The organism is Alteromonas sp. CNT1-28 (genome assembly GCF_022348345.1).
In the GTDB taxonomy this organism is placed as follows: Bacteria; Pseudomonadota; Gammaproteobacteria; order Enterobacterales; family Alteromonadaceae; genus Alteromonas; species Alteromonas macleodii.
In genome coordinates, this window is record NZ_JAKREZ010000004.1 from 19592 (window position 1) to 43111 (window position 23520).

Annotated in this window: 19 protein-coding genes; 9 read left to right on the forward strand and 10 right to left on the reverse strand. The window is 45.6% G+C overall.

The annotated features are described in order from the left end of the window. Positions 1-101: 101 nt before the first annotated feature. Entirely contained in the window at positions 102-953 is an 852-nt protein-coding gene (locus MHN02_RS03475; RefSeq protein WP_239244570.1) for a hypothetical protein, read from the forward strand. A gap of 273 nt (positions 954-1226) precedes the next feature. Beyond that, a complete protein-coding gene (locus MHN02_RS03480) occupies positions 1227-1814 on the forward strand; it encodes a hypothetical protein (RefSeq protein WP_039231127.1) in 588 nt (195 codons plus the stop codon). 60 nt (positions 1815-1874) lie between these two features. Here MHN02_RS03480 and MHN02_RS03485 read toward each other — a convergent pair whose 3' ends face one another. The 3 genes from MHN02_RS03485 to MHN02_RS03495 all read right to left on the reverse strand — a co-directional run bounded on the left by MHN02_RS03485 (position 1875) and on the right by MHN02_RS03495 (position 6638). Next, positions 1875-3785: a methyl-accepting chemotaxis protein gene (locus MHN02_RS03485; protein WP_239244572.1), complete on the reverse strand. Its 1911-nt coding sequence runs from the start codon at positions 3783-3785 to the stop codon at positions 1875-1877. A gap of 408 nt (positions 3786-4193) precedes the next feature. Continuing rightward, positions 4194-6383 carry a M3 family metallopeptidase gene (locus MHN02_RS03490; protein WP_239244574.1) on the reverse strand — a complete coding sequence of 730 codons (2190 nt, stop codon included), beginning with the start codon at positions 6381-6383 and terminating at the stop codon, positions 4194-4196. Positions 6384-6452: 69 nt separating this feature from the next. Further along, on the reverse strand, positions 6453-6638 hold the full coding sequence (locus MHN02_RS03495) for a hypothetical protein (protein WP_014975451.1): 186 nt from the start codon (positions 6636-6638) through the stop codon (positions 6453-6455). Between MHN02_RS03495 and MHN02_RS03500 the strand changes: the two genes are divergently transcribed. Together MHN02_RS03500 and MHN02_RS03505 are read left to right on the forward strand one after the other, a co-directional pair. Continuing rightward, positions 6637-7155, forward strand: a complete 519-nt coding sequence (locus MHN02_RS03500; RefSeq protein WP_014947990.1) for a YgjV family protein — start codon at positions 6637-6639, stop codon at positions 7153-7155. The genes MHN02_RS03495 and MHN02_RS03500 overlap by 2 nt on opposite strands. A gap of 130 nt (positions 7156-7285) precedes the next feature. After that, complete coding sequence (locus MHN02_RS03505; protein WP_239244576.1) at positions 7286-7726, forward strand: hypothetical protein; 441 nt, start codon at positions 7286-7288, stop codon at positions 7724-7726. A gap of 95 nt (positions 7727-7821) precedes the next feature. Here MHN02_RS03505 and purU read toward each other — a convergent pair whose 3' ends face one another. Next, entirely contained in the window at positions 7822-8676 is an 855-nt protein-coding gene (gene purU, locus MHN02_RS03510; RefSeq protein ID WP_239244578.1) for a formyltetrahydrofolate deformylase, read from the reverse strand. Positions 8677-8861: 185 nt separating this feature from the next. Continuing rightward, positions 8862-9515 carry an RNA 2',3'-cyclic phosphodiesterase gene (gene thpR, locus MHN02_RS03515; RefSeq protein WP_049588560.1) on the reverse strand — a complete coding sequence of 218 codons (654 nt, stop codon included), beginning with the start codon at positions 9513-9515 and terminating at the stop codon, positions 8862-8864. A 156-nt stretch (positions 9516-9671) separates the two neighbouring features. On the opposite strand from thpR, the gene hrpB reads away from it, so the two are divergent. Next, on the forward strand, positions 9672-12368 hold the full coding sequence (gene hrpB / locus MHN02_RS03520) for an ATP-dependent helicase HrpB (protein WP_239244580.1): 2697 nt from the start codon (positions 9672-9674) through the stop codon (positions 12366-12368). Between the two features lie 194 nt (positions 12369-12562). Continuing rightward, complete coding sequence (locus MHN02_RS03525) at positions 12563-13387, forward strand: DUF4198 domain-containing protein (protein ID WP_239244582.1); 825 nt, start codon at positions 12563-12565, stop codon at positions 13385-13387. 76 nt (positions 13388-13463) lie between these two features. Here the strand turns inward: MHN02_RS03525 and MHN02_RS03530 are convergent, their stop codons facing one another. Next, positions 13464-14747: a lytic murein transglycosylase gene (locus MHN02_RS03530; protein ID WP_239244584.1), complete on the reverse strand. Its 1284-nt coding sequence runs from the start codon at positions 14745-14747 to the stop codon at positions 13464-13466. A gap of 267 nt (positions 14748-15014) precedes the next feature. Between MHN02_RS03530 and mrcB the strand changes: the two genes are divergently transcribed. Further along, on the forward strand, positions 15015-17366 hold the full coding sequence (gene mrcB, locus MHN02_RS03535) for a penicillin-binding protein 1B (RefSeq protein ID WP_014975459.1): 2352 nt from the start codon (positions 15015-15017) through the stop codon (positions 17364-17366). Between the two features lie 267 nt (positions 17367-17633). On the opposite strand, the gene MHN02_RS03540 is transcribed toward mrcB, so the two are convergent. From MHN02_RS03540 to MHN02_RS03550, 3 genes are all read right to left on the reverse strand, one after another. After that, positions 17634-17918 carry a hypothetical protein gene (locus MHN02_RS03540; RefSeq protein WP_014975460.1) on the reverse strand — a complete coding sequence of 95 codons (285 nt, stop codon included), beginning with the start codon at positions 17916-17918 and terminating at the stop codon, positions 17634-17636. Between the two features lie 372 nt (positions 17919-18290). After that, complete coding sequence (locus MHN02_RS03545) at positions 18291-19214, reverse strand: DUF808 domain-containing protein (protein ID WP_239244586.1); 924 nt, start codon at positions 19212-19214, stop codon at positions 18291-18293. Positions 19215-19426: 212 nt separating this feature from the next. Continuing rightward, a complete protein-coding gene (locus MHN02_RS03550; protein ID WP_239244588.1) occupies positions 19427-21076 on the reverse strand; it encodes an endonuclease in 1650 nt (549 codons plus the stop codon). Positions 21077-21304: 228 nt separating this feature from the next. Between MHN02_RS03550 and MHN02_RS03555 the strand changes: the two genes are divergently transcribed. Beyond that, positions 21305-22024 carry an AraC family transcriptional regulator gene (locus tag MHN02_RS03555; protein ID WP_014975463.1) on the forward strand — a complete coding sequence of 240 codons (720 nt, stop codon included), beginning with the start codon at positions 21305-21307 and terminating at the stop codon, positions 22022-22024. Positions 22025-22073: 49 nt separating this feature from the next. Here the strand turns inward: MHN02_RS03555 and MHN02_RS03560 are convergent, their stop codons facing one another. Further along, positions 22074-22928 carry a hypothetical protein gene (locus tag MHN02_RS03560; RefSeq protein WP_049588553.1) on the reverse strand — a complete coding sequence of 285 codons (855 nt, stop codon included), beginning with the start codon at positions 22926-22928 and terminating at the stop codon, positions 22074-22076. A 242-nt stretch (positions 22929-23170) separates the two neighbouring features. Between MHN02_RS03560 and glnK the strand changes: the two genes are divergently transcribed. Then, positions 23171-23509 carry a P-II family nitrogen regulator gene (gene glnK, locus MHN02_RS03565; protein ID WP_012516988.1) on the forward strand — a complete coding sequence of 113 codons (339 nt, stop codon included), beginning with the start codon at positions 23171-23173 and terminating at the stop codon, positions 23507-23509. Positions 23510-23520: the final 11 nt, after the last annotated feature.

Below are 23520 nucleotides of genomic sequence, written 5' to 3' on the forward strand. Positions count from 1 at the left end.
AAGTTTAGACCAATAGACCTTATTTAGCGCACTAAAATGCATGTTAGAGAGTGGTAGGTTTGATATTATTCGTCACTTATCGTTCTTTTCGGAGCCTTTCATTGAACACTCACTTTAAATTCGCGGCGTTATCAGCATCGCTTGTACTAGCATCGGCATGCGCGGTTCAATATCCCATCCCTTCTGCACAGTTAAAAATAGAAAATATCGTTGAGTTACCGGAAGAACTTTCAGAAACATCGGGTCTATTTTGCGAAACGGACGGCATGTATTCATTAAATGACTCAGGTAATGCTCCCGTCATTTATCGTATAAATTACCAGGGTGAAATTATTGAACGAACGCGCTTACCGCTCACCAATAAAGACTGGGAAGCAATAACCGCTGACGCTTCATCGTTTTACATTGCGGATGTGGGAAACAATAAAGGCAAAAGAGAGCAGGTCGAAATACATAAAGTAAACCGCTCAAATGTGAATGACATCACCTCTATTACGTTGAAATACGAGGGTAACGACGCTTCGAATAACATTCCTTATGCACATGATTTCGACTCAGAGGCGATGGTTAAGCATGGCGATGACCTGCTTCTTTTTTCTAAAAGTTGGAAAACTGGTATAACTCATATCTATAAAGTGAACGAAGACGAAGCTGAGCAAACCATTAGTACGTTTGCGTCCATTGATGGACTGCCGGGCGTGGTAACTGGGGTAGACTTCGATCAGCACCAAAATAGGTTTGTTATCACCGGCTACAAATCAGATCCATTTGGAAACTTTGCTACTTTCATGGCTCAAGTATCAAGCGACTTTGCCCTTCTTGATGTATGGCCGCTTAAGCAATATAAACAAGTTGAAGGCATATGCGTGGATAATAGCGGCACATATTGGTTCAGCGAAGAAGCTACTGAAGGGCGCAAAGCATCGTTGTCTAGCGCCAGAGTAATACCATAACAAGTAGCGCCAAAACAAGTAGTGCCAAAACAGGTAACGCCGCAACGAACAACGCCATAATAAGGCGAGCTGATTGAAGTCTGGCAGCGAATCCCCCCAAGCTTATTCACGGTTGTGAATAAGCGCTCTTTCATTGTCAGCAGTTGTTCTTTTAAAGTTATCTTTTAGTCGATGTTAGTAAAATGGCTAATACCCAACTGCCTACTTTCCTGTCTATACTGAAATTGTGATCGAATAAGTTGTAGCCAACCACAATTTGAGAGGCAGCGAAAAATGAGACGATTGAACCAGTCCTTTTTAGCAATGTGTATTTGCCCATGTTTTTTATTGGCGGGTGCAGCAAATGCTTCCGTAGTTGAAAAAGCACAGGAATGGCTCAACAAATACTCAAGCAATGACGACACGTTTTCCTTAACCCTCACCAAAAACAAAATTAAGTTCAAAGGCTGCAAACAAAAGCAGTATCAACTTGCATTTAGCCAAAAACTGGCGCCAATGTTTAACGTTGAAGCCATTGTCCATTACAACAAAGGGCTGCTTGACTACGGTGTTATGTCTCAGCGTGTCAGAAGCCACGAGTTTGAAGTGGTTAGCTGGTGGGATCGAGGTGATTATCGGTTGGGGTTAAGCCATAAAGTTCGCCCCCGTCATGAGATGAGCATTCCGGTTGCCGATACAATTCGTCTGCCTACCAGTACATCAGCAGGCCTTTACGTAGAAATTCCATTCAATGAAGACAAGCACCTTCTTACTGTTGGAGCTATGAGAGAGTCGTGGGAAAGTGAAGGAGCATCAATGCAATTGCCATGGCGCTCCAGCCGTGACAATCAAGTAAAAGTAGAATACGCCATCACTTTCTAAATGATGGCGCATACGATTGTGTTATCTCACCGCTTTGCCATTCATAAGACATAAGTAAACTTAAAGCTTAAATCTGCTCACTTCAGACGAGAGTTCTTGCGCCAGTTCATCGAGCTTGTCACTCACGCTAACCAATATCTTAGTCGCATTCAGGGTTTCTTCACTTGATGCACTAATGTCATTAATGTTTCGACTGATATCTTCAACCACCGTAGCTTGCTCTTCCGTAGCCGTCGCCACTTGCGTGTTCACATCATTAATGTGAGCAATCTCTTCGGCGATATCTTGAAGCAGTTTGTCTATTTCATTGGTTGCGGTTACTACATCGGTTGTGCGTGCGCGGCTTGACTCCATTTGCGAAACGGCAGATTTAGAATCTTGCTGGAACTTATCGATCTTCACTTGTATTTCATCTGTCGCTTGAGCGGCACGTTGTGCAAGTGTTCGCACCTCATCAGCAACGACTGAGAAGCCTCGGCCGTGATCGCCAGCCCGAGCTGCTTCTATAGCAGCATTTAGCGCAAGTAAATTGGTTTGCTCTGAAATACCTCGAATTGTATCGAGGATACCGCCAATGGCTGCGGTGTGTTCATCTAGCGATTGAATAACCCGAGACACATCTTGAATTTGACCCGAAAGACCGTTTATCGCGTGTACTGCACGTTGGGTAATTTCTCGACCGTGAGCGGAATTAGTTGTAGCCAGATTTGCATTTTGCGCAGCATGGGTAGCTGACTGGGCTACTTCATTTACCGTACTGCCCATCTCTGTTAGCGCGGCTGCCGCCTGTAAGGTTTGATCGCGCTGGCTCTTGGTAGAGTTTTCTGTTTGATGAGACTGCTTCGCAACATCTTGTGCTGACGCCTTTAGTGCGTGACTTGTTTTCGCCACTTGCGAAATGGTGCCGTGAAGGTGATCAATAAAGTTATTGAACCCTTCCACTAATCGGGCAATTTCCTTTTGTTCTGGCATAGGAATACGAGAGCGTAAGTCGCCTTGTCCTCTGCCAAGCTGCTGGAAAACATCGGCTAGTGATTCAAGTGGCTTGGTAAGCGTGCCTGCTAGCCAAATACCAATAAGTGCGAAAGCGCCTGCTATCACCAAAGCCCAAATAATAATCTGGCGACTGCCTGCATTTAGTGATGCGTAAAGCTCATGCTCGGGTACTTGTGCAACCACGTACCAACCGGCTTTCTCCACATAGGTACTGGCAAACAGTTGCGTGTCGCCTGCCGCGTCGCTGGTGGCCATAGCAAAGCTCTGACGATTGAGTAGTTGCCCTGATGTGCTTGAATCGCTTATGGACGCTAACTTAGCCTTTCCTAATAACTCGGTATTGGGATGCGCGATAATGGTGCCGTTTCCGTCAACAAGAAAGACAAAGCCGGTTTGCGCAATTTTCACCGCATTGATGATATCTAGCAGCTCATCGACCGATTTAGCGACACCCGACATACCTCGGCCGTTTACTTGCTGGTAATTCGCAAAAAGTCGGTAACCTTGGCCCGGTTCGTTGTATAGGCTTAGTGAAATTGGTTCGCCGCTATTTTTGTAAGCGAAAAACCACCCATCAAATTCATCGTTTTGTAGCACCCGCAAGAAACCATCTTGGTTCCAATATTTGTAGGTGGTTCTGTCTACAAATGAGGCTACCGTTAAATCGTTAAATTCAACGATATTACTTAAATAGCTAAGGAGACGGCGTTCGCCAGCGCTATCTGCGCCTGCCGACGACCAGGCAAGAATGTCGGGGTTAGAAGCAATGCCGTGAGCAACGGTAAGCATTACACTTGCTTCCCTGTCCACTCGGTTACCAACCTGTTTAAGTAATGAAGGAAGCTGAAGTTCTTCCATGTTCTCTTTAACGAGATCACGGGCAATCCATTGGCTAATAGAACCTACAAGAATAGCAGCAGCGAGCACCGCCACAATAAGAGAAATAATGAGTTTTTGTTTAATACTGAAAGTCATGACTTTCGACCACGTAAGTTAATGCTGAAATTTATGATCAAGGGTGACGTGGCATTGCAGGCACAGCAACGTCTGATACTGAGTCCTAGGCGGGTCAGTACTACTCTCTGATTCTTACGCTAGTGCTATTGTTATTTTTTAAGCGCAGACAAGTTATCGACCTTTTCCCTGCAAAGTTTATACTTTTTGCTAGGGCAAAGAGATTGTGAAGCATAATTGACCAATAGGTCAATAGAAAGATGAGGCTTTACAAAAACGTCAGTTATAAAAAAGCCCTCTGCTTTACGAAGAAAACAAGAGGGCCAATGGCGTACTGTAGCTAAATATTTAATTAGCCACAGCTAGGGCCTGTTGCTCTTTGATGTACAGCGAATAACAACAGGACCTAGGAAGGGTAAGTGCGTTAACTTACTCTTTGCTTTCCTTAGGAATAGGGAAACCACGGTCACGCATCAATGCGTCTACCTTGGCGTCACGACCACGGAACTTGCGATATGCTTCAGCTGGATCCATTGCGTTACGTACGGCGAATAGATATTTCACTAAGCGATCGCCTACTTCTTTATCGTAGAAACCACCCGGTGCTTCCATAAAGGCTTCTGCTGCGTCAGCAGTAAGAACCTCTGCCCACATGTAGCCGTAATAGGCCGCAGCATAACCTTCACCCGAGAACACGTGACCGAAGTGAGGTGAACGGTGACGCATAACGATTTCTTCTGGCATACCAAGCTTCTTAGGCTCTTCACGCTCAAAAGTATCAGGGTCAATCTTGCTAGGAACGGTAGTATGATACTTCAGGTCCATAATGGCAGAAGCCATGTACTCAGTGGTTTTGAAGCCTTCATTGAAGGTTGAGGCCTTCTTAATCTTCTCAACTAGTTCTGCTGGAATTGGCTCGCCTGTTTCATGGTGAACCAGATAGTTGTTGATTACCTCATCGGTGGTCAACCAGCGCTCTAATAACTGAGACTGGAACTCAGTGTAATCGCGTACGCCAGAATGCGAAGACGGGTATTCTACGTCAGACGCTAAGAAGTGAAGAGCATGACCAAATTCATGGAAGTAGGTTTCAGCATCATCCCACGAAATAAGTGTAGCTTCGCCATCAGCACCTTTCACGAAGTTCGAGTTGTTTGAAGACAATACGGTCTTCTTGCCATCGAACGTGGTGTAAGAGCGATATGTGGTTGCCCAAGCACCAGAGCGTTTACCTTGGCGTGAGAATGGGTCAAGGTACCAAAGGCCGATATGCTCACCGCTGTCTTTGTCAGTTACTTCCCATACTTTCACGTCTTCGTGGAAAACGGGTACTTTGCCTTCTTCAACAGGTGTGAAGTTGAAGTTGAACAAGCGACCTGCAACGTAAAACATCGCTTCGCGCAGCTTATCAAGCTGTAAGTACTGCTTTACTTCGTTTGAATCTAGGTCGTACTTCGCTTGGCGCACTTTTTCTGCATAGAAGCGGTAGTCCCATGGCGCAATAGTGATGTCTGCACCTTCTTCATCGGCAATGGCCTGCATGTCGGCCACTTCTTCTTCAACGCGAGCAATAGCGGCAGGCCATACTTTCATCATCAGATCCATGGCGTTTTCTGGGTTCTTCGCCATACGATCTTCTAAACGCCACTGTGCGTAATTTTCGTAACCTAACAGCTCAACGCGCTCATCTCGAAGGGTTAGGATGCGCTTGATAATGTCATTGTTATCAAACTCGTCGGCATTGTCACCGCGGTTGTAGTAAGTACGCCATACTTTTTCGCGAAGCTCTCGATTGGTTGAGTAGGTCAAGAACGGGTCCATAGACGAACGCGTATTGGTAATCGCATACTTACCTTCTTCGCCGCGAGACTCTGCTGCCGCTTTAGCTGCCTTTACAAACGAAGCGGGTAGGCCGTCAAGCTGGTCTTCAGTAATATAAGTAACGTAGTTTTCTTCGTCTGCTAGCACGTTGTTAGAAAACTTGGTGTGCAGCGTAGCAAGTTCTTGGTTAATTTCAGCATAGCGCTTTTTCGCTTCGCCATCTAACGTTGCACCGTTGCGCGCGAAGCTGTTGTAAGTCATCCACGTAATACGCTGTTCTTCTGGCGTGAGCGATTTCAGTTCATCAGACTCGTACACCGTTTTCACTCTTTTAAAGAGTTTTTCATTTTGCGTAATTTGAGTGAAGAAAGCTGACAGTTTTGGTGACATCTCGGCCTGAATTTCGCGGAATTCAGGGCTAGACTTGTTTGAGCTCCAAATGCCGTAATACGTGAATACGCGTCCAAGCTCTGCACCTGCGCGCTCCATTTCAACAATGACGTTTTCAAACGTTGGTGGCGCTTCGTTATTTGCGATGGCTTCGATCTCTTTAAGATTCAGTTCCATGGCTTTTTCTAGCGCAGGCTTCAAATCTTCCAAATTCATTTTATCGAAAGCAGGCACACCGCCGTACGGGCCTTTAAACTCTTGAAGCAGCACGTTATCAAACTGTGCTTGTTGAGATGTCGCTGTATTTTGTACATCTGTGCTGGTGGTCTCAGGTGCTTTTTGTTCTGAACATGCACCGAGTGCAACCACAACCGCCATAGCGGTGAGTGATGATTTAAATTTACCCATGAGTTTTCCTGTCTGTTTTTATCTATACGTTTTATGACAAAAACCATCTTAAGATAATGTAAAAATAAGTTAAATGCTCTTTAACGTAATTCCTTGCAGCACAGCGGTTTGAAGAGAAATCGCGCTGATATGCAATTCGTCGAAATTGGTCAAATTTTGATTGGCTTTATGCTGGTTGGAAATTACACTGCGCGCGTTCTGAATAGCTGTCTTCCGCAGCTCGTAAACCACTGACTTTTTTACTGTGATCATCATGTTTGAATTACTTCTTCACGCGTTTCCCGTTGCATTCGCTTTGGCCTCCTTTTGGTCGAACACTGAGCGTAAATTACTGCTACTGAATTTAGGGTTATGTATTGCTATTGGCTCACTTTTGGTTTTCGAGCAAGCGTGGGGAGGAGCCGTAGTAATTACGGTGGCAGGGCTGAGTACCAGTTATCGTTTAATAAAACAAAAACTACTGTCTCCTGTGGCAACCTACATTACATTAATCTCTATGATGGTTATTGTGCTGACGGTGAATAACCTAACCGGTAAAACATCGTTAGTCGAAGCTATGCCGGTGTTAACTTTTATGGCATACCGGTTTGGCGAACTTCACTGCAAGGAAGCGGGTTTAAGGGTATGCATGATCATTGGCTCCATCAACTTCACTGCGTACGGAATAATTACGCAAACGTGGGGATTAGCCATTACTGAAGCCCTGTTTGCAGCCTCGAACCTGTGGTATTACATGAAGCTAAGACGTGCCATGCGCACCAGCCCTGTTTGAAGCGTAAAGTAGTTCATGTCAGACCGATAACTGCACTAACCTAATGACAAGAAAGTGGACGTATTGAAACCATAGCCGCTTTGTGATTTATTGTGTCTTTAAAGGGAATCAAAATTTCACAGGGAAGACGATGCAACGCAAACCCATCGACAAGGCACTATTTCTTGGTGTTCCAGTGTTTCTACTGGCTCTTTTTATTTTAAATATCACTGCAGAAGGTGAAGTTAAACTCGCGGCTACCCTAGGCAGTGTAGGGCTATGTATTGGCTTTTTCTCTTATTTAAGAAGCAGGCGCTTCGGCAATAGATATCCCATTGAAAAATTGATAGAAAAAGATGGTGATTTTGTGGTGTTTCACTTTTTACAGGGACTTGATCGCCAACCCCTCAGGGTGAACGCCAATACTATCTATGCGCTTAATTTTTCTCACCATTACCTTGGAGTCATTTTGGAAAGCGGCAACGGTAAAGGGTTTGACTTTCACTACCCTCATAAGGAAGCAGTAATAGAAGCGAGACTTCAAGAGGTGCTTGGTGATGATGGATTTAACAACGTAAAAAAGAATGTCTAAATAAAACGAAAAAAGTGTAGAGCGAAAAAAGTGTAAAGAGAAGCCCGAAAGTAATGTTTACTCGCGGGCTTTTTTTATTTTATCAGTGTAAAAACTTACGCAAACACCACGGTCTTATTTCTGTGAATAATCACGCGGTCTTCTAAGTGGTAGCGCACGCCATGAGCTAATGCCGTTACTTCACAATCTTTACCCTTACGTACCATATCAGCTGCACTGTCGCTGTGACTAATACGTTTTACGCTTTGCTCAATAATAGGGCCTTCATCTAAATCTTTAGTTACGTAGTGACAGGTTGCGCCGATTAACTTTACGCCGCGTTCATAGGCTTGCTGGTAAGGCTTAGCACCTGCAAAGCTCGGCAAGAAGCTGTGGTGAATGTTAATGGCTTTACCTTGCAATTCTTGGCAAAGCGTATCAGGTAAAATCTGCATAAAGCGGGCAAGCACGGTCAAATCAATTTTGTATTCTTGAAGTAAAGTCGTGATTTGCGCAAAAGCGGCTTCTTTCCCTAACGCTTTAAAGTCTACCCAATGGAAAGGGACTTTGTACCAGTCTGCAAACTGTTTCATTTGCGGGTGGTTGCCAATAATAACCGGAATATCACAGTGTAGTTCGCCTGTGTGCCAGCGGTGAAGCAGGTCAACTAAACAGTGAGACTCAAGGCTGGCAAGCAGAGCGACGCGCTGTTTTTTGCTGGAGTCGCTCAGCTTCCAGTTCATCTGATATTCGTTAGCAAGCGGGGTGAATTCTTTAACAAAGCTTTGATGATCTAACTTTAGCGAGTCGGTGCTAATTTCATGGCGCATGAAAAAGCGGCCGGTTTGTAAGTCAGTGTGATGGCTTGCTTCAACGATGGTAGCGTTATGGTCGGCCAAAAATTGCGACACGCTGGCAACGAGCCCAATTTGGTCTGGGCAGTCTATTACTAATCTAAATGTTTGTTGCATTTGGGCAGTTTGAATAAAAAAACAGGCTTTCTTTTTACCTGTGCCGCCATGCGTTGTAAAGGCGGCGCGCTACTTTAAACCAGCTTAAATTGCTATAACTCATAATCACACGAGGTCTTAAGCTCAAAAGGTGCGAGTCAAATGGACATCAGTTTACCCAAGTTAACACGGTATTGCGTTTGCCTTTACTCGTCGGTTATCCCTCGGCGCAGCTTTTCTCTTACCGACATATTGTGTTTTAACGGCCAAGACTGGCGGATAGGGTAGACTACCCCTTGCGGTGTAGAGACAGACTCAAAAAGGTGAAATGCCGAAACGTGAACGTCTACATTGGGGCTGTAAAGGGGAAGAGGCAAGCTCGACGTAGCCTTTCTAACAAGCGTAACGTGAGGCTTATATTCTCTGCTTTCTACCTCTATCGCCGCCTTGCGGGCTGCTTTTCGCGACAATTTGGCGAGTTCACCTAGCGCCTTTGGCGCATCTGTCGGCGAAGCGAAGAGTATCTTAGGACCGTTCCATAATCCCGTCGCATCGAGGGTTAGAGAAAAGGGTTCGCTCACAAGCTGATCGAGTTCATACACCAACGCTTCGTGCTGCCGATGATTTATCTCACCTAAAAAGCTAAGCGTTATGTGGAAGTTCGCCGCCGGCACTGCGTACGGTTGCGCGGGCCCTTGGCTATTGGTGTGCTCGTAGCGCGCATTGGTAGACTTTCGAGAACGGGTAGACTCGCTTTTTACCCATTGCCGAGGCATAACTTCAGGCAATGCCTGTTGGCGCCAGCTATCTAGAGCAAGTTTTTCTGTGGCGCTAAGATCTAAACCAATAAAGCTTCGCATAGCTTTCCTCCTTCCAATTTGCCCTTTAGCTTGTACATCACGTTAATGTCCAAACAAACTTAAGCTTATCATGGCGCTACCTGCGATTTCCAAAACAAGACGCAAGTATTGAGCTATTTGCCAAATTTAAAAAAATAGCAGTGATGTTCGGGTGCATTGCTCAAATCAGGTACACTATACCCATCAACTTATAACACCTTTATGCCCTTTATGTTACAGCCGTTTTCTCACTTACCCGCTTATGAACTCGTTACGCCGCTTGAAGAAGCTGTAGCCGCTAGCAATGTCATCATAGGGGCTCCTCCGGGCGCGGGAAAGTCCACCGTACTTCCTTTGTCACTGCTGAAATCATCGCTTAAAGGAAAAATATTACTTATGCAGCCACGGCGCGTGGTGGTGAGAAACCTTGCGGACTATTTAGCTAGGCAATTAAATGAAAATGTGGGCGAAACGGTTGGCTATCGCATTAAGGGGGAGTCGAAAACATCGTCTGCCACTCGGCTTGAGATCATAACCGAAGGGGTGCTGACTCGCATGATTCAGCAAGACCCTGAGCTTGATGGAGTAGCCGCTATCGTCTTCGATGAATTTCATGAACGCAGTATTCACAGTGACTTCGGTTTGGCACTAGCGCTTGAAGTACAGTCTGGCCTTCGCGATGACTTACGATTAGTTGTAATGTCGGCTACCTTGGATGTAGCACCCCTTCAAACGTTGCTCAATGCGCATAGCGTACTGCCAGTAGTGAACTTGAATACGCAAGGGCGCATGTTTGCCGTTGACATCCGCTACACACAAGATGTGCAGGCGCATGAGTTAGTACCCAAAACCTGCAATATCATAAAGCAGGCCGTAGGCGAACACGACGGTGATATTTTGGTTTTCCTTCCTGGGCGAGGAAGCATCAATGCTGTTGCCAAAGAAATAAAAGGGTTAGCTGAGAGTGCGGACATGGCCGTTCACATGCTCTATGGAGCGTTAAACAAATCTGTGCAACAAGCCGCTATTACGCCAGACCCGCAAGGCAGACGAAAAATCATATTATCTACCAATATTGCTGAAACGAGTCTTACCATTGAAGGCGTGACGGTGGTTATTGATAGCCTATGGGAAAACAGTGCTCAGTATCATCCGTCCAGTGACATAACTGCGCTTACCCAGCAGCGCATTTCGCAAGCATCCGCTATTCAAAGGTCGGGGCGCGCGGGGCGTGTAATGGCCGGAACCTGTTATCGTTTGTGTAGCAAAAGCAGCTTCGAGCGTTTGGCCAAATACAATGCGGCGCAAATTGAAAAAGAAGACTTAAGTAGCTTTTTGCTTGATACCTTAGCCTGGGGCAGTAGCCCAGATACCTTGGCATTGTTGACGAAGCCTACACAATCGCAGCAGCAGGTCGCACAACAAAAGCTTCTGCGGGTTAATGCTATCTCACAATCCAGCATTACTCCCTATGGAAGAGCGCTGGCTCAGTTACCCTGTCAGCCCCATTTAGCCCATTTATTGTTGACCGTTAAACAAGGGATTGATGGGCTTTGTGCTGATGACAACGAAGCGCTTCGCCACGCTGCTCCCTTTGTTGTGGCTCTTGGCGAAAGTAATATCAGTGTAGGTGGCGCAAAAAATGTCGTGGATGCGCTGCTCCACGCCAATAGCAACACGCGCAGTCAGCTTACACAGCAAGCTACCCGTTATGCACGCTACGTGCAAAATAATGATGGAAAAGCACAACGCTTTAAGCCTGATATTAACGAACTAGACGAGCAAGCCCTTGGACTTTGTATCGCTATCGCATTTCCTTTGCAGGTGGGCTACAGGCGCAGTGCGTCAGATAAATCGGCAGAGAGCTCGAATACAACAAACGGTAAGCCTAAGACCGGTATAGTCGAATACAAACTGGCAAGTGGCAAAGGTGCAGAGCTCACTGCTGCTGGCAGTGCGTCCATTTTTAATGAGAGTGAAAATGGCGATGGACCATGGCTGGCAGTGCTCGACGGGCAGCTGATAAAAAGCACGGTGGCAATACGCTTGGCACAGTCAGTGCCTGAAAGCTGGTTGCGTTTAGCCTTTCCTGACGCGTTCAAAGAAAAGCGCAGCGTTATTCTGAACAGCCATACTGGGGTAATGGAAGCCAGAGTAAGTACTGGCTTTTATGAGATAACGTTAAATAGCACACCGGTTTCTGGACAGGAAAAAAGTCGTGAAAAAGCATTCTGGGATGATGCGTTATGCAACGCATGGTTCGCCTATCTTGATGCAATTCCTCTATCAAGCTGGCCGCTTTCTGACGCAGACTGGCAATGGTGGCGAAGAGTGGCAATGGCTGGGAAGCTCAATTTGCCACAAGACAAAGCCTTCGATGAACCCGATCCGTGGCCGTTATCATTGAACGCTCTCGTGCACCAGGCCAAAGACAGTTTAGCGCCCGTCTTAAAAAACTGTAAAAACATCAAAAACCTTAAGCAGTTACCGTGGAAAACAGCCTTGAATAATGGTCTTTCTTGGCCTCAGCAAGATGCCTTAGCCACACTCTTGCCAACTCACGTGACTATTCCAACGGGCAGAGAGGCTAGCCTGGATTATCGCGATAATGGAGATGTGGTGCTGTCGGTCAAAATGCCAGAGTTATATTCTCAAGGCACGCCATTAACGATAGCAGGTGGGCGAATTACCGTTGTATGTGAGCTGCTGTCGCCAGCAGGTAGGCCATTACAAACCACCAGTGATTTAGCCGCCTTTTGGCATGGCAGTTATAAGGAAATACAAAAAGAAATGAAGGGGCGCTATCCAAAGCACTTTTGGCCAGATGACCCCGCAAATGCATCGCCGACCAGCAAAACAAAAAAGCATATGTAGGGCGCTGATACGGCTACACAAACCATCGTTTTCAGGTGATTTTTATTTATTTTAAACAAGAGAAGTATCTATACGCCATTTTCATATATGCCAGTTTCGTACACAGTATGTTTTTTACGACAGTGGTCGTGCGCTGAAACTTGCGCTAAGTTGGAGTATGAAACCTCACTCTTATTTACAGGTTAAACTACGCAATGAAACTATCTTGTATTGCTACTGCTGCTTTTTTATTTGCTACTTCAATTAACGTTCAAGCTCACGATTTTTGGCTAGAACCCACAGCATATCGTTCTCAAGAACCGAGTTCGCTGGCATTGCAGTTTAAAGTGGGTCATAAGGAAGATACCTCTCATTGGAACCTTGCATGGGATAGAATAGTCGCGTTGCGCACCTACTCTTTTGACGGTGTGACTGATATGGCTGCCAGTGTTGTACCTAAAACCTCAATGCTGCCGGGCATGGCAAAAACAACCAAGCTCCCATCCGGTACTCACGTCATAGGGTTTGAAAGCTATCACGCTACAAGCACATTAAAAGCGAAGAAGTTTAATCAGTATGCAAAAGAAGAAGGCTTAACTGAGGTATTGGCGCACCGCGAGGCGAGGGGACAAAACGATATCGCCGGCAAAGAGTTGTACTCTAGAAAGGCGAAAACCATTGTGCAAGTTGGCGATGCGGTAACGAACAACGTATTAAAACCCATTGGCCACACATTGGAAATAGTGCCTCTTGAACATCCTTACAAGCTTGCAGGAAACACGCTATCTGTTCAGGTATTATTTAAAGGTAAGCCTTTGAGTAACGCGCTTATCGATGCGTATTCCTTGGTTGATCACAGCGCTAAAGAGCAAGCGGTTAAAACGGATAGTGAGGGCAAGGCGACATTTAAATTTGACGTCGAAGGACCTGTAATTCTGAATACAGTTTGGGGAGTCCCACTTACAAATAGCTCGGCTGCAGATTTCGAAACCTATTTTTCAAGCCTAACGTTTGAGTACTTTCAGTCACCAACAAAGTGAGTGGTTTACACCTTGTAGGCCACTGAAAATACCAAACAGTGAATGCGCGCCAGAAATGGCGCAGCATATATCAAATTTAAGAAGTCGTCGTTTCAAGGTCGATATTAAGTGCAGCCATCACTTCAAGGCCTGGGAAACCATCTGCAATCATGTTGTTACTAATTTGGTAATTGCGAATGCCTTCGCGGGTGGCGGGGCCAATAATGCCGTCAGGCTTACCCACATCAAAGCCCAAATCATTCAGCTTGCTTTGAAGGGCAATAATATCTTTGCGATTGTACGCAGGTAGATCAGGTAACGTGGCTTTAATGCCAGACGCGCCAGCGATGCGGTCGGCCAATACACCCACGGCAATGGCATAAAACTCTGAGTTGTTCCAGCGCATAATAACGCGGAAGTTTTTGTAGGCGATAAAGGCGGGTCCGTTGTGACCAGCTGGCACAATAACATAGGCGGTAGTATCGCCTTCGCCCAATTCAGAACCATCAGCTTTTTTCACGCCTTGGGCGTGCCATTCACTGAGAGATTTTCTATTTTTATAGCCTGACTCTTGATAGTCAAAGTTCTTAGGCAGTTGCACTTCACGACCCCAGCGGAAGCTGCGCTCCCAACCCAAGTTGGCAAGAAAGTTTGCCGCAGAAGACAACGCATCTTCTTCACTTGCCCACAAGTTTATTTGTCCGTCGCCATCGCCATCAATAGCGTAGTGGGTATAGGCCGAAGGCATAAATTGGGTGTGCCCCATGGCACCGGCCCACGAGCCAATCATGTCTTCTTTTTGTAGCTTCTCTCGCTCCATCAATTTCACAGCAACAAGAAACTCTTGGGTGAAGTAGGTGCTTCGTCGCTTATCACAAGCTAAAGTGGCAAGCGAATCGAGTACCGGCATTTTGCCTTTGTAAGAGCCAAAGTTTGTTTCTAGCCCCCAAAAAGCAAGCAGATAATGAGGAGGCACGCCGTATTTTTCACTTAGCTTATGCAAAAGCTTGTCGTGCTTTGCATACATCTCTTTACCTTTTTCGGTACGCCAGTCGGTAACGCGCTTGCTGAAGTACCCTGGAAAGGTTTGTACAAATTCTGGTTGGCTTCGGTCTAGCTCAATCACACGATCTTGGTGAACAAGACGAGGAAACACATCATCGATAGTCTGCTGGCTAACCCCTTCCTGCTTGGCTTTATCAGCAAGCGCTGCGGTGCAGCTAGCGAATTGTTCATTGGCTAGCGCTGAATTCATTGTCGCACCCGCGAGAAGCAGCGCCATAGACGTGCGAAGTGACGGTCGAAGAAATGAGGCGTAAGACTTGGCCCCTTTAGGCGAACGAGTAGAGAAAAAAGAAGACTTAAATGAAGCTAAGCGCATAGTACGGTTCCTGTGTTACTTGCCAGCATGCTATCGCATTGTGACCGTGAAACGCGAGTAAAATTCATTTTAGTCCTTCAACATATTAGCGCCATGGGACGTTTCAGAAGTATACAAATTCGGAGTGTGCATATTTGGAAACAGTTGTTGAGAGGCGGCCCGAATGGTAATGTTGATACTATTAAAACTAACGTTTTAAAGGCGTTCGTTAAATCCATATCGCAATATGTGCGATGTCATCCTCAATGATCTTCATGGCGTTTTCACGTGGCAAAAAGACAGACAAAAGACAATCCATCTTCAAAAAGTAAAGCATCAAGCAATGGCAAAGGCTCGGCCAAGCGCTCGTGGTTTTTCAAACTGTTTTGGCGAGTCACTCTTATTGGTTTGGTTGTGCTTGGGGCCTATGCCTTCTACCTTGACGCCCAAATTAAGCATGCGTTCTCTGGAAATAAATGGGAAGTTCCCGCGCAGATCTTCGCCCGTCCGTTGGAAATCAGCAAAGGTGAAGAGATAACGCCCCAAGAAGTCATTGATGAGCTCAATTTGCTGGGCTACCGCAAGGTAACCTTTGCCGACAGCAGCGGTGAATATAGCTATCAAAATAAGGTGCTGACTGTGCAGCGCCGTGCGTTTCAGTTTCCAGAAGGCGCAGAGCCTCTGCGTCATTTAGTGATAACGTGGGAAGGTGCACGTATTGGGGAAATTTATGACAAGTCGCAAGGCCGCCCGTATGGTTCTGCAAAGCTAGAACCCTGGTTAGTAACGCGCATGACAAGCGGGTCTCAAGAAGACCGTATGCTGGTAACGTTAGACACCATTCCTGAAATGTTGCCAAAAGCGCTAACCCTGGTGGAAGACCGCAATTTTTATAATCACCATGGCGTTGCGCCGCTTTCAATATTGCGGGCTCTAATGGCAAATATTGCAGCCGGTAGAACGGTTCAAGGCGGGAGTACGCTAACGCAGCAGCTGGTTAAAAACATGTTTTTAACCCGTGAGCGTTCCATTGTGCGTAAGGCAAAAGAAGCCATTATGGCGGTGATCATTGATGCCCGTTACAGCAAATCAGAAATTATTGAAGCGTACTTAAACGAAGTGTTTTTGGGGCAAAATGGCGATATGGCCGTACATGGTTTTGGACTTGCCAGCTATTTCTATTTTGACCGACCAGCTAACGAGCTAAGTACGCCCGAAATAGCCACGTTGGTTGCTATTATTAAAGGCCCATCTTATTACAACCCACGCAAATATGCTGAGCGCACGAAAGAGCGTCGTGATTTAGTGTTGCGCATGCTGTTTGATGAAAATGAAATTAGTCGTCAAGACTACGAACGTTTTGTGAATATGCCGTTAGGGCTCGCCAGTGGGGCTAGCTTAGCAAGCGGTAAACACCCTGCTTTCATGGAGCAGGTTCGTCGGGAACTCAATGAAATTCTGGCTGAGCCTAGCTTAAGAGATTCGGGCGTAAAAGTGTTTACAACACTTGATATCGTAGCCCAACGACGTGCTGAAAGCGCATTGTCGGGTACGCTAGACGGTTTGCAAAAAGACAGGAAAGTGCCATTACAGGGCGCAATGGTAGTCACAGATAGTGCAAGTGGTGAAGTACGCGCTATCGTTGGCGGAAAGGACTTTGCGTTCAAAGGCTTTAACCGAGCACTAGACGCAAAACGCCCAATAGGCTCGTTGATTAAACCTGCGGTTTACTTAACCGCACTAGAAGATCCTACACAATTTAACCTGGCAACGCCGCTTAAAGACGAGCCCATTACCCTTGAAAGTCGAAATGGAAAAACGTGGTCGCCGCAAAACTACGATAAAGAATTCAGAGGCCAGGTGCCTTTACTTCAAGGGCTAGTCGAGTCTTTAAATATACCTACGGTTAATTTAGGCATGCAGATAGGGCTTGATGCGCTAGCCGATACGATAGAGCGATTAGGGGTAACCACCCCCGTAGATAAAGTACCGTCGTTAACCCTTGGTGCTTTTGAATTGACACCATTTAGTACAAACCAAATGTACCAGACCTTATCAAATGATGGGCGTTACATACCTCTTCATACGGTGACTTCTGTAGTAACAGCAGATAACGCGCTGCTTTGGAAAAAGGCGGAGTTTTTTGCTCAGCGCACCGATGAAGCAGCAACCTATTTGCTCAACTATGCCTTGTATAAAGTAACCACCGAAGGTACTGCGAAGCGCATCGGTTGGAATTTTGGGAATGTGAATATGGCTGGCAAAACGGGCACCACAGACGATTACCGCGATAGCTGGTTTAGTGGCTTCGATAGAAACAATGTGGTTACGGTTTGGGTAGGCAATGATGACAACCAACCGGTTAATTTGACCGGTGCAGGTGGGGCCTTGCCCGTCTTTATAAACTACATGAAATCTCAGTCACCCAAGTCATTATCAAGGCGTTTCCCGAAAGGCTTAGGCATTGCACATTTTGACGCCAAGACCGGCGCGGTTGTGGTTGCAGGATGTGCTGGAAGTTTAAGCGTACCGGCTATTTTGGATGTGCTTCCTCCACCTCAACAAGATTGTTCAGGCCGTCCTGTAGACAAAGACAGCGACAAGGATGATAAAAGCTGGTGGGAACGGATATTCGGATAAAAAAACTCCAGTAAGAAGATAGAAAACACAATCACTTGGCTGGGATACAGTCCGTGCTTTCTATCTCCCTCTGGAGTAAAAGGCCCAGGGAAGGCAAATCTTTTAGCGGTAGTCGGTTAGGTTCCTATTTGTTTTTATTGCGTTTTCAGTGACCTTTCTGAAGGAATAGGCGCGCTGTTGAAAACACCAGCGCACTGACTACAAACGCAATAACCGGTCCGAGTACCACCATAAATAGGGTTGCGGCGGTTAACATGTGCATTCTCCTTATGCGTCGTTATCGTCTGAGCTGATAGGCTCAATCGGCGTAATAGTGATGTCAGCAACCAATGCATTTGCTTCTTCTACTTCTGGCTCAAACGTATGGCTTGCAGTTAACACGTCATAAGTCACGCCTAGGTCCAAGTTCTGCTTTACGTCATGCATGGCGCTTTCAACGATAAAATCTGTATGCGAAACAATGTTGTTCTGAGTGTCGTCAGCGAACGCTGATGCGCCCAATACACTAGTTGCTAAAGTTAGTGCAGTGAAAGTTTTGCGACCGATAAACATAGTAATCTCCAAAAATTAAGTTAGACACTGCACTTGAACATACTGCGTGGCAGCTATCATGTTGCTAAAGGTTTCGATAATAAGTCGTTATCAATTAACAATTAGTTTATAGCGAGGGATGTGCCAACTCGTAAAAATAAGGTAAGTGTATGAATTTAATGAATTTTAACTTTTGATAAAAAATGAAGGTGGAATTGGGGGATTAAAGAAATACTAAAATTTAGCGAATTCAATGTAGAGGTGGTCAAAATGACCAACGCAAATTTTTTAACACTTGCGCAGCGACACTGGTGACCATGAGAAAGGTCAGAAATAGGGGCGCTAGTCTATAAAGATGAGCAGCGCCGCCAATGTGTAAAAGAGTGAATAGGTCTAGGACGCTTTACTTCTAAATTGTGAAACCATTGTCACTACTAGCGCAATGATCACACCAGCAGCAATACCAACAACACCATCAGCAAGTATAGACATAACCAGCGATGCGTCTGGGATAAGTGTGGTAAACCAGTCGGTAATAACGTGCAAAAAGCCAATGCTGTGGGTGAGGATGCCACCACCGACTAAAAACATAGCAACAGTGCCTACAACCGCAAGGGTTTTCATTAATGCGGGGGCGGCAACTAATAACGCTCTGCCAATAAATCGTTGAAGGGTGTTCATTGAACCTGTTAACGACTTTCGAAGCATGTAAAGCCCAACATCGTCCATTTTAACTAGTGCCGCTACCAGCCCATAAACGCCAAGGGTAATCGCTAAGCTTAGTGCTACTAGTACACCAATTTGCGTAGTAAGTGTTGCATCGGTCACTGTGCCTAATGCAATTACAATAATTTCAGCAGACAGTATAAAGTCTGTGCGTATAGCGCCTTTAATTTTATCTTTCTCAAACGCTACCATATCCACATCTTCGTGGGTAAGCGCTTCTATTCTGGCTTCTCGTGTTTTTTCTTCATCTTCGTGGGGAAGATATTTGTGCAGTAGTTTTTCTGCACCTTCAAAACATAAATATAACCCGCCCAGTACCAAAAGGACGGTTATAAGAGAGGGCACAAAAGCACTGATGGCTAATGCCGCAGGAACCAATATTGCTTTATTAATAAGTGAGCCTTTTGCTACTGCCCATACAACAGGTAGCTCTCGGTCTGCTTTAACGCCTTGGACCTGGTCGGCGTTTACCGCTAAATCGTCGCCCAAGACGCCCGCTGTTTTTTGCGCCGCGACTTTCGACATGGTTGCGATGTCGTCCATTAACGTTGCTATATCATCAAGTAGGGCAAGTAAGTTAGCTGCGGCCACGTCGAATATCCTTTGTTATGTATTACAGTTAGAGTAATCCCCAGTAAATAGCAGCTTAGCGTACTTAAAACATGGGTAATATACAATCAGGAATAATGCCGATAAATCACAGTTCTTTTTAGGCAGTTTTCAGGGCTATCTCCAACAGAAAAGGCGAAATCAGAGGAAGTGTGAGTTGAGAAGAACACGCTCGTGCTCTTCTCATGTTGAAGTTAATTACCCCAAATGTTGTTTACCAGTTCTGGATGATCAACGAAAGGGTTTCGATTGTTCTGGAAATTGAAGGCAGCGTCATTCCTATCGATTTCCTTTTGGCTTACAGGGTCTTGAGAATGCCAGCTTAAAAGCAGAGTTAAAAACCAGCTTTCAAATACCTGATCACTTGTACCATTCAACACTGCGTCGCCATACGTGCTATTCGTTTCCCAATTTGCAATGACGTTTTCATAACGTGTCGCCATGTAGAAGTACGCTCTAGCGAAGTCACCTTTGAACTCGTCGATGGGCTCAAAAACGGTGCCTGTATAACCAGAAGCAGAAGAGCCAGCGCCCAGTTTGGAACCATTCGATGACGTATAAGTAGCACTTGCGACATCACCGTACGGATAGCTACTTCGGCGACCGTTAACGTAGCCGTCGGTTGCAAAAACGTGATGAACATCAGTATTCATAGGCGAGACTGCACCGCCAAACCAGCTGCGCGGGAAGGCGTGTTCGCGGTTATAGCAACTGCCTTCTCCACTATAGCTGCCACACTGGTCAGAACCAGCCGTGTAGCTGTAAGCGTCACTACCATTTGGGTTTTCTGAATACATGTCCAAAATGGAGCCGTCATTTTCATAGTAGCTGTCGCTTGTGTATGAAATATAGAATGTCCAAAGGTCGCCATAGCTTTGTGTATTATGATTTTTGATAATGTTGTAAAGCTCGGTTTTTAACGTATAGCCTGACAGACCGTTGGCACTTGCATAGTAACCAGTGAGTTCTGATGAACCACCACCACCACCACTGCCACCGCCACTCGTTGTACCAACGCTAAAGCTGGTGCTTTCACTCGCGCCGAAAGAGCCGCCATTAGCAACAGACACGCCCTCTATTAGCAAGTTATAGCTGCCAGAGCCATAGGAGCAGCAGATTCCATCGCCATAGGCATCACTAATGGTAAAGGTATATTCTCCATCAGTAAGGCAAACCGCTTCAGTATAACTTTGGTTGTTAGCGTAGTTGCTGCCAGAGGCTTCAACTTGGTTGTTTGCGTTAGTTATTTGCCAACTGGTTTCACTGCCGTAATTGTCGGTAGTTAAGTTCAAAACGCCTGAATGGCTAGCACACGTGCTTCCACCGCCGTTATTGCCACCTGACCCAAGCGTAGTCGGCTCGAATGCGTCTACATAGACGGTTTCTGACCCATCAAAGCCAGTCTGATCATAAAAGCGTAACCCCACCTCAATCTCTTTTGACGCTGTAGCGGAATAAGAGAAAGTAAGCTGTTGCCAGTTTCCAGTTGATGAGTTGTCAGAATAACCTTGATAACCGTCTACATATAGGCGTGCTTTTACAGTACCTTCAGTGTGATATAGCCTCACTGAAAATTCATAATTTTGACCGGCGGTTACATTGATTGTCTGACGGAAGTCAGTTGAACCTTGCGTTGTCGTATTGACGGTAACTGCAGCTGACTTGCTTCCCGAGAATGAGTAGACCGAGTTTTCAGCTACACTAATGCCGGAGTCGATAGTTGACCATGAATTAGGTGCGCCAGACGTCCATGTTTCAAAGTCTCCATTGGAGACCTGACCCATAGCGATAGCGGGTAATAACGCACCTGCCAAGCCGACTATTTGACGTAAGTTTATATTCATTTATTTTCCGTTATTGTCTTTATTTTAAATGTATATTTGTTCCTTAAATGTAGTGTTCGACGCCTTCCTAGGCGTATCAAATATTGCACGTATTTGTGACAAAATGAATAAAAGTGCTTAATCTAACGGCAGAGAGTACTGAGTTAACGGCAAGGAAATAGATGCAAATAAACGGTAAGTTAAGCGAAAGATCAGTACTACCTATTATGGACTGTTGGGAGCAATAAAATGACTGACAGCCCAATTCCATCGCTATCCGTACGCTCATATACGAAGCAAACGTGCCGCCATAAACACAACTACTTTCAGTTAGTGCTGCCCATCAACGGACATATCTTGATAGAAATCGATAATTTTAGCGGGCGAGTAGGCGTTGGCGAAGGCGTATGCATAGCGCCGAATGAGGTCCATTATTTTAGCGCTAACGAACTGTCAAAATTTATTGTGGCGGACTTGGAGTATGTGCCAGTTAATTTAAATGACAGGTTGCACCCGATATTTCAGGTAACGTCAGCATTACAGGCGTTTTTATCGTTTGTAGAGATTCAAATTAGCCAGTTTGCTGACCAAGGCCATGAAGAAATACTGGCGCTATTTTTAACCTTGCTAGAAACATCCTTGAAAGGATGCAGCATGGATAAGCGAATGACTCCTGTATTAAGCCATATTCATCGCGACCTTGCCCGAGGCTTTACACAGGTGGAGTTAGCACGGATAGCCTGCATGGGAACAACGCAATTCAAAACACGCTTTAAAGAAGCCACCGGGCATAGTTTACGAGATTACCTTGTAAAAGTGAGGATGGAAAAGGCCAAAGCACTACTTAGAAATACCGATACACCAATGTTGGGTATAGCTCAGCTAACAGGGTATGAAGATGTTGCAGCATTCAGTCGCCGCTTCAAAGCGTATTTCGGGCGCCCCCCTAAGTTTTTCAAAAGAAAGTGACTGTGATAAGGGCTTACCTCACATGACGGTAAATCGTTGATAGAGACAACTAGTTAATCTCTTCGTCTTTAGGAAGTTTATTGACTCTGGCTTCTATAAATCGTTTGTGGTCGTCCATTTTGGTGCATTCTAAGGTTCCACCAGCAATTCCACTCAATATCGCCAAAGTTTTATTGGTCGTACTGCTACAGTTTACGCGTTTTGAAGGGCGTCGATTTTCATTAGCTTGTATTTGCTGTGTGCTTGGCCCGCTAAGCACAGGACTATTTTTACGCTCTTGAAATGCTTTTGCTGCCTGTTCTGCGTCTTCAGCGACTTTGTCACTGTGATACTTTTCAAAGTAGAGGGCTGCGCCATCTTTTACCGACAGATTCAGCGAGCCTGCGCGCCGATTTGCGTCTTTTGATAAAGTGGGCGACGGCAGTGTATTAGTCGGCTTACTTTCAACGGGTACCTGCTGTTTATCGGGCTCAGCATTTTTCTGCTGCTTGGACGCAGGGCTTTCTACAATTTCATTCTTACTATCAAGTGCTTCAGTCGCTTTGGTTGCTTCAGGCTTCAACTCAATTTCTTGCCTTTTAGGGGAAACATCGATTGGTTTAGTTTCTTGTGGTTTAGCTTGGGCAGAAGGGCGTGGAACGGGGGGATAGTAAAGTCTGGCGCTTATCTCCGGCGTTCGCTCCAAAACATTTACTCGTGCTTTTTGGTTGTTGATGCCCATTTGAGAAAGTATGACCACTACGATGACCCCAAACACATGTGCACAGCCCGAAATTAATAGTGGGCGCCACGCCGTTTTCTTTGCAACGGAATGGTGTTCAATGCTGCGCTCAGGCGCAAAGAAAGATGGGGTGATAGTCGTCATAGTAAACAACAGACCATGGGCCCTATCGAATAGTTCCATCCTAATTTCATCGCACTTTTTAGTCCTCTCACCTTACCGCAACCTCATACCGCTTCAAAATTGGGCAAATTTTTAACAGTGCACCATTAGTGTGCATTATTTTTGTGCGTTCATGAAGCGTTTGCTTGTATGTGTTTGATTTATTTGGCTAATCATTTGTGGCATGGCTCTTGGTTTATCTTCCCATAGTTGGAAACACGACAATAAATCACAGAATAACCAAAACAAACTGGGAGCAACTCATGAAACTAGTCACAGCGATCATCAAGCCGTTCAAGCTAGATGATGTTCGTGAAGCCATTTCAGAAATCGGTATCGACGGTTTGACCGTGACCGAAGTGAAGGGCTTTGGACGTCAAAAAGGACACACTGAACTTTACCGCGGAGCGGAATATCAGGTGGATTTTCTACCTAAAGTCAAACTGGAAATTGCTGTTCAGGATGATCAAGTAGAGCGCCTGGTAGAAGCCATCGTTGGCGCTGCCAAAACAGGCAAAATTGGAGACGGCAAGGTGTTTGTTTACGACCTTGAACACGCCGTTCGTATTCGAACTGGTGAGTCGGATAGCGACGCGCTGTAAGCCACAACGAT

What these genes read in the sequence shown, in the direction of transcription:
- MHN02_RS03480 (WP_039231127.1), top strand. Translation starts at nt 1,227, where the DNA reads ATGAGACGATTGAACCAGTCCTTTTTAGCAATGTGTATTTGCCCATGT.
- MHN02_RS03485 (WP_239244572.1), bottom strand. Translation starts at nt 3,785, where the DNA reads ATGACTTTCAGTATTAAACAAAAACTCATTATTTCTCTTATTGTGGCG.
- MHN02_RS03490 (WP_239244574.1), bottom strand. Translation starts at nt 6,383, where the DNA reads ATGGGTAAATTTAAATCATCACTCACCGCTATGGCGGTTGTGGTTGCA.
- MHN02_RS03500 (WP_014947990.1), top strand. Translation starts at nt 6,637, where the DNA reads ATGTTTGAATTACTTCTTCACGCGTTTCCCGTTGCATTCGCTTTGGCC.
- MHN02_RS03495 (WP_014975451.1), bottom strand. Translation starts at nt 6,638, where the DNA reads ATGATGATCACAGTAAAAAAGTCAGTGGTTTACGAGCTGCGGAAGACA.
- MHN02_RS03505 (WP_239244576.1), top strand. Translation starts at nt 7,286, where the DNA reads ATGCAACGCAAACCCATCGACAAGGCACTATTTCTTGGTGTTCCAGTG.
- purU (WP_239244578.1), bottom strand. Translation starts at nt 8,676, where the DNA reads ATGCAACAAACATTTAGATTAGTAATAGACTGCCCAGACCAAATTGGG.
- thpR (WP_049588560.1), bottom strand. Translation starts at nt 9,515, where the DNA reads ATGCGAAGCTTTATTGGTTTAGATCTTAGCGCCACAGAAAAACTTGCT.
- MHN02_RS03525 (WP_239244582.1), top strand. Translation starts at nt 12,563, where the DNA reads ATGAAACTATCTTGTATTGCTACTGCTGCTTTTTTATTTGCTACTTCA.
- MHN02_RS03530 (WP_239244584.1), bottom strand. Translation starts at nt 14,747, where the DNA reads ATGCGCTTAGCTTCATTTAAGTCTTCTTTTTTCTCTACTCGTTCGCCT.
- MHN02_RS03540 (WP_014975460.1), bottom strand. Translation starts at nt 17,918, where the DNA reads ATGTTTATCGGTCGCAAAACTTTCACTGCACTAACTTTAGCAACTAGT.
- MHN02_RS03550 (WP_239244588.1), bottom strand. Translation starts at nt 21,076, where the DNA reads ATGAATATAAACTTACGTCAAATAGTCGGCTTGGCAGGTGCGTTATTA.
- MHN02_RS03555 (WP_014975463.1), top strand. Translation starts at nt 21,305, where the DNA reads ATGACTGACAGCCCAATTCCATCGCTATCCGTACGCTCATATACGAAG.
- MHN02_RS03560 (WP_049588553.1), bottom strand. Translation starts at nt 22,928, where the DNA reads ATGGAACTATTCGATAGGGCCCATGGTCTGTTGTTTACTATGACGACT.
- glnK (WP_012516988.1), top strand. Translation starts at nt 23,171, where the DNA reads ATGAAACTAGTCACAGCGATCATCAAGCCGTTCAAGCTAGATGATGTT.